The organism is uncultured Tyzzerella sp., assembly GCF_963558545.1.
Classification (GTDB): Bacteria; Bacillota; Clostridia; order Lachnospirales; family CAG-274; genus Tyzzerella.
This window is the reverse complement of record NZ_CAUWHO010000074.1, coordinates 1-5,908: the sequence shown is the minus strand read 5'-3', so window position 1 is coordinate 5,908 and position 5,908 is coordinate 1. Positions and strand designations below refer to the sequence as shown.

Below are 5,908 nucleotides of genomic sequence, written 5' to 3'. Positions count from 1 at the left end.
TATACATAAAAATACCTAAATAATTTAATATAGGAAATAAAAATATACGATATATTGTAACTAGTGGAGTACATAGTATTTCAGAATGATATTTATAAACAATAAAAATTGGAATACCCATAATAAAAAATATTATGTAAAATATACTAATATAAAATAATATACTTTTAATTAAATTCCACTTATTATTCAAAGTATATATTTTATATATAACAACTATATCAGATAGTTTTATTCCCCCAAGAATTCAAAATTTCATTTGTTATGTAAAATATACTTTTTATCCATAAGTTGAATTTATATTAATATAAATATCCATTTTTATCTATAAATTATATAGCAATTGACTTATCACTTGAAGTTGATACAAAATTCTCAGTAGTATTATTACTTTTAATATGTAATAACATATCATTGTGTATTGCTTTTGATTTAGGCTAACCTTAAAATAATCTTTTAGATATAACTTGATATATCTCCTCTAAATAATATTTTATATTTGCTCTTAGTATTAAAAGATACTTTGAAATTTTATCACCTATACCTAACATAAATTATCGATAATAATATCTAATAAAAAGTAAAATTATACAATATATTTATTTTATAATATTGTATAATTTTACTTTTTATTAGATATTACTGTTCAGCCCAAGATTTAACTGAAAGCTCTCCTTTTAAAACTTGATTACTGTTATCATTTAATCCCCTAATTGTAATAGGTAATGAACCATGAGATACATTTAAGCTAAAGCTATTTCCACTCCAAGCTTTTACTGTCATAGACTGTCCATAAGCCCTTACTGTAACTGGTTCAGATGATCTATTATAAAAATGAATTTTAGTACGGTTATGCGTATCCTTATCATCTGGGCAACGAATATCTACATATACATTTTCATAACCTTTTCCTGAAATAGAGGAATTAGATAGATGATGTGTACCTTTTCTGGCTTCAATATGAGATACGCCTTCTTCAGTAATACCGACACTATTAGCATAAGATATACTATTTGCTCCTAAAACCATCATACTTGCCGTTGCAAATAACATTACCATTTTTTTGAATTTTTTCATAATAAAATTACTCCTTAAAATACAAATAATATTCATTTAAAAACTCATTTAAAGTATTTATATCTAATTGAATTATTTATCTTTCCTAACATTAACATTAATGTATTGCATAATAATTAAATACAAATACAAAAAGAAAGATTTATTTTATTATACACTAAAGTTATACATAAAACAATTAAAATTATAGCTAAATTTATAATTGTTTTTTTGTATAAGCTTTTATTTCTATTTTATCTAGTAGTTTGTTTTTATCTTCAATCGGTACTAAAGATAAAATTACTACACTAGATATAATATTTAAAATTATTATTAGCACAATAGCTGTATATATTAAGTCCATCTCCCCTGTATGTATCTTACCCAGTAAATCTTGATATTACTAGATTATAAAATCTAGCTCTTAAATAATATTTATGTGTTATATGGTCTAGCTTTCATCAGATTTTGCTAATGCAAAACTCAAATGCTTTGCATTTGCCCCACATATCTTTATTGGTGAATATTGTCCATTAAATTTAACCATATTTCTTATTGTTTCTTTTTACTTGTAACATTACCCCAAGCATCGCACTCATAATAAAGATATACAGACTGCTAGAGGGCTTTTAGAAAATTAATAAGTCCTTAAGTGGTCATTACTACTAGCTAAAATTTACGAACCACGTATGTATACGTGTACATTTATTTTCTTTTTCTTGCTATTACTTCTTTATTTATATTGAAAATAAATTGAACAAGTTGTCCGTTTTCTTCTATTTCATAGCATAAGCCTTCTGCATCATACTTATTGATTTGAACATTTCCATCAAATGTTTCTACTTTTGTTGTTTGATTAAGTTCATTGTATATGTAGCTATAAATTAACTATTATTCATATATTTTACCAATATATAACAACATCGCTATAAACTTCCAATTAATATCTTTAGGTTTTTCAATTCCTATATTTTTATAATATCCATCCATATCTTCAACCTAGGAATAAATACTATCTAAATATGAAGTAATATTATTATTTACCCATTCATCATTATTAATTAAAATATCATTTTTTAACATTTCTAAAAATTTTATAAAATCATCCTCATTTGATATATTATTTATATAATCATATAATTTCATATAAATCTCCTAACTTACTTAATTATAATACTTTTACCATTTCATAATTTTAATTTTATACTATTGCCATTATAATTAGTTGTCATTTTCACATTTGCTTTTCAGCTTCATCTTCAGCAGCCCATACAAATTCTACACTATTTAAATTTGCTAATCTAAATGCATTTAATCTTCTATGATCTAAAGTCCATAAATTACCTTTACTATCTTTCCAAATTCTAATTTTAGGTAAGTAATTTGGACTTAATCTTTCACTTTTTAATGCCTTTTCATTTTCTAAAACAGTATATTCTCCAATTTGATTTTTTGATAGAACTTTGCATAAATTTAATTTTCTTTGGGTCTATAATATTTTTAATAAATTTAACATTACTTTCTTCTATTAAAATTCTCATTTTTTTATTAATAATTATTATTTCTCATAAGATTATCAATACCATTTTTGCATTTTTCAATATATTTCCTATTTCTTTAAATGGTATTTTTTTTGCTGCCTTTACTCCAATCTCCTATTAAAGAGATAAATTCTATAGCATCTAATGCTAAATCACCTACACTACTCCATTCCCATTCCCAATTTTCTATATCATATGCTATTATTTATTTTACTTGATTTAATTTCTGTTATCATATATCTTCTATAATTTCTAAATTCTGAGCTATTATGTATAGATATAAATCAAAATCAGACCAATTATAATCACTCCTATTTATTTTATAATAATTTTTATTTGATTTTTCTAACATATACATTTCTTTACTTTTATCTAAAATATTCATTTTTTTCAAAATATAACCATATAATCTATAAGAACTTGAATTTTTATTCCAAAATTTTAATGATTGCTCTAAAAAATTAATACCTATATTTAAATTGTTTAATTCAACATTATAAAAAGCTTCATAATATTTTAATATACTTAAATATCTATAATCAATTTCTTCATTTTTTGATAATATATTATTTATTTTATTTATTGTTTTTTCTCGTATTGTACCATAAACCCAATTTTCTACTCTCATTTCTAATATTAATGCTTTTAAATTGAAATTATCAATTTCATAAATTTTATTTATAGTTTCAAAATTATATTGTTCATCATTTAATTCTATTATCGCTTTCATAATAAGCAAATCTAACAATAAAAATTTTAAATTGGGATTTAATTTTAAATTATTTTTTATTTCATCTATTTTATTATCTAATATTAAAACTTTTTTTGACTCACTATCACCTAATATAAATTTACCTGTAAATAATTTTTTTATTTCATTATTATTCATATTAACACTCCTCTTAATATTTTTCTATCAAAATTGCACTTTTTAGTTCTCCACTATAATCTAAAAAAGCATCTATACTACAATATTTAAATCTATTTGTAATTTATTAAATCCGATATTATTATTACTTTTATCTGACATATTCTCATTACTAAAAATATGTGCTTGTTTACTTTCTTTATCCATTATTTTTTCAATTAATTTATTGGAATGGCAAGGGTAAATTATACAAAATAAAAAGGGACAACTTAAAATCTACATAACTTTTTGTGTACAAAAAGTTATTGGCGATAAATAATTTAAATATTTATATATCCTAAATTATTATACCAGTTTACATATTCTAAAAATTTATAATTTAATTCTTCTATATTTTTAAATTTATTATTAAAAATAAATTCTGTTTTTATTGTTTTATATATTGCTTCTGCTACTGCATTATCATAAGGTCAACCTTTTCTACTTAAAGAGTGCTTTATATTAAAGAGTGCTTTATATTAAAGAGTGCTTTATATTAAATATTCTCATAAACTTATCCAATTTACTATTTTTAAACTCTAGTTCTCTATCTATATGTAGTATTTTTATTCTATTTATTGGATATTTTATATTTTTTAATGCTTTTAATACTAGTTCACTATCTTTATTTTTCCTATTGCATACGATATTATTATCTTCATTATACTTATTGTTTTTATACTTTCTGTATTTTAATACGTATTTTGTTACTAAATTATATTTATGCATTATTATACTTATTTTTCTTCTTGATACTACAATATTTAACTTTTCAAGTTCAACTTTTATTCTTCTTGTACCATAACTTTTATAATTTTTGTTAAATATTTTTATTATTTTATCTTCTAATATAGTATCTAATTTATTTCTAGTATTTCTTAAATCTACATTTTTTAAATTTGTATTTTTTAATACTGCTTCTAATTATAATATTTTCACTAAATCATTTATTTTCCCCTTTCTCATTATTGAATATGTTATCTTTCTACCACTTAAATTTATATTTTCAAAATTTAGCTTATCTACTTTTTTGAGTATAATCCATTTTACTTTTTATATTATATCTAAACCAATACCATTAACTAATAAATCAAATAATGATTTCGAAACATAACTTAACTCTTCTATATCTAAATCATTAAAGTCTATTTTATATATTCCAAATTTATTATTATGATTTACATATAATATAGCACTACCTTCTTCATTATCTCCTATAGCTAATGAATTTGGAATATACCTTTGAATTTCATAAGCAGAGTTCATTTCTATACAACCTTCAGCTCCCCATAATCTAAGATATTTGTAATTATCTATATTTATCTCTACTTCAGACATTTCACTAATAATATTTAAAAATTCTTTTGGTACATCTATTTGAGAAAAGGTTTTTAATTTATTTATTTCTAAAAAATTAGAACTTTCTTCATTTTGTGATATATTACATCTATTATTCAAATCTTTTAATATGTTCATCTTATATTAATCCTCTCATATCTAACATTTTATATTGTTGTTTCATAATATCATCACTAAACCCAACTGCTCTAAAATCTTCTACTATATAACTTAACTCTTCTTGTAGACTTGAACTCCATTTCCCATATCCAAGTTAAACACTAGTATCTCTTCTCATATTTTGGCAATTACTTATTATTATATGTGGATACCATAAACCTGTTTCTATTGTTATAGTTGGAGTTAATTCAGTATCATAATTGTAAGATTTAAGGTCTTCTTTTGCCCATTGTTGTGGTTTTCCAAAATTCAATACATCTTCAAAACCTTTATTAAAAGAATTTGCCATTTATTTTAACATATTTGTTGATACCAAATTTTAGCTGTTTATTGTACACCTTTTTTACTAAATTTACTTACAAAGTTATCGATTCCATTTTTTGCATTTTTTAATATATTTGGTATTTCTTTTATACCATTTTTTATACTATTTCCTATTTCTTTAAATGGTATTTTATTTAATTCCTTTACTCCGTCTCCTATTAAAGGGATAAATCTTATAGAATCTAATAGTAAATCCCCTGCATTACTCCATTTCCATATCTGATTTAATGATTTATCTAAATGTTTACCTGTATCTTCTAATTATATAATCTACTTTAAACTATATTATAAATATTTTTAAATAATAAATCTTCTAAAGTAATTTGTTTTTCTATTAATAACCCTTCTGTTTTATCTAAATTTATTATTTGTTTTAAATCTATAAATTGTAGTTGTTTTAAATTATTTTTTGATAATATATCAACAACTTTACTTTCTAAGTTATATTGTTCTATTGTATATGTTTGGTTGTCAAATCCATTTAATTTTAATTCTGTTCTATTTGGATATAAATTATCTATATTAAATTCATGTTGTATATAGTATATATTACAAATTTTAC

At 21.6% G+C, this 5,908-nt stretch carries 8 protein-coding genes and 1 pseudogene; all 9 read right to left on the bottom strand.

Features of this window, described 5'->3' with window-relative positions; translation table 11 throughout:
* Nucleotides 1-639 precede the first annotated feature (639 nt).
* Nucleotides 640-1,059 carry a hypothetical protein gene (locus R5Z65_RS09260; RefSeq protein ID WP_317368708.1) on the bottom strand — a complete coding sequence of 140 codons (420 nt, stop codon included), beginning with the start codon at nucleotides 1,057-1,059 and terminating at the stop codon, nucleotides 640-642.
* 214 nt (nucleotides 1,060-1,273) lie between these two features.
* Nucleotides 1,274-1,420, bottom strand: coding sequence for an accessory gene regulator B family protein (locus R5Z65_RS09255; protein ID WP_317368707.1), 147 nt, complete (start codon nucleotides 1,418-1,420; stop codon nucleotides 1,274-1,276).
* A gap of 635 nt (nucleotides 1,421-2,055) precedes the next feature.
* Complete coding sequence (locus tag R5Z65_RS09250) at nucleotides 2,056-2,202, bottom strand: hypothetical protein (RefSeq protein ID WP_317368706.1); 147 nt, start codon at nucleotides 2,200-2,202, stop codon at nucleotides 2,056-2,058.
* A gap of 627 nt (nucleotides 2,203-2,829) precedes the next feature.
* Nucleotides 2,830-3,486, bottom strand: a complete 657-nt coding sequence (locus tag R5Z65_RS09245) for a hypothetical protein (protein ID WP_317368705.1) — start codon at nucleotides 3,484-3,486, stop codon at nucleotides 2,830-2,832.
* A 299-nt stretch (nucleotides 3,487-3,785) separates the two neighbouring features.
* Nucleotides 3,786-3,923, bottom strand: a pseudogene (locus tag R5Z65_RS10270) (IS3 family transposase); the annotation flags it as partial.
* Nucleotides 3,924-3,978: 55 nt separating this feature from the next.
* Nucleotides 3,979-4,356 (bottom strand): IS3 family transposase, encoded by a 378-nt coding sequence (locus R5Z65_RS09240; RefSeq protein ID WP_331678040.1) that lies wholly within the window; start codon nucleotides 4,354-4,356, stop codon nucleotides 3,979-3,981.
* A gap of 201 nt (nucleotides 4,357-4,557) precedes the next feature.
* Nucleotides 4,558-4,980, bottom strand: a complete 423-nt coding sequence (locus R5Z65_RS09235; protein ID WP_317368704.1) for an SMI1/KNR4 family protein — start codon at nucleotides 4,978-4,980, stop codon at nucleotides 4,558-4,560.
* A 136-nt stretch (nucleotides 4,981-5,116) separates the two neighbouring features.
* On the bottom strand, nucleotides 5,117-5,311 hold the full coding sequence (locus tag R5Z65_RS09230) for a hypothetical protein (RefSeq protein ID WP_317368703.1): 195 nt from the start codon (nucleotides 5,309-5,311) through the stop codon (nucleotides 5,117-5,119).
* Nucleotides 5,312-5,621: 310 nt separating this feature from the next.
* On the bottom strand, nucleotides 5,622-5,908 hold a 287-nt coding region (locus R5Z65_RS09225), incomplete at its 5' end, for a hypothetical protein (RefSeq protein WP_317368702.1).

Bases quoted from the DNA above. Each gene is read 5' to 3' on its own strand.
- R5Z65_RS09260 (WP_317368708.1), bottom strand. From the start codon at position 1,059: ATGGTAATGTTATTTGCAACGGCAAGTATGATGGTTTTAGGAGCAAAT.
- R5Z65_RS09255 (WP_317368707.1), bottom strand. From the start codon at position 1,420: ATGGACTTAATATATACAGCTATTGTGCTAATAATAATTTTAAATATT.
- R5Z65_RS09250 (WP_317368706.1), bottom strand. From the start codon at position 2,202: ATGAAATTATATGATTATATAAATAATATATCAAATGAGGATGATTTT.
- R5Z65_RS09245 (WP_317368705.1), bottom strand. From the start codon at position 3,486: ATGAATAATAATGAAATAAAAAAATTATTTACAGGTAAATTTATATTA.
- R5Z65_RS09235 (WP_317368704.1), bottom strand. From the start codon at position 4,980: ATGAACATATTAAAAGATTTGAATAATAGATGTAATATATCACAAAAT.
- R5Z65_RS09230 (WP_317368703.1), bottom strand. From the start codon at position 5,311: ATGGCAAATTCTTTTAATAAAGGTTTTGAAGATGTATTGAATTTTGGA.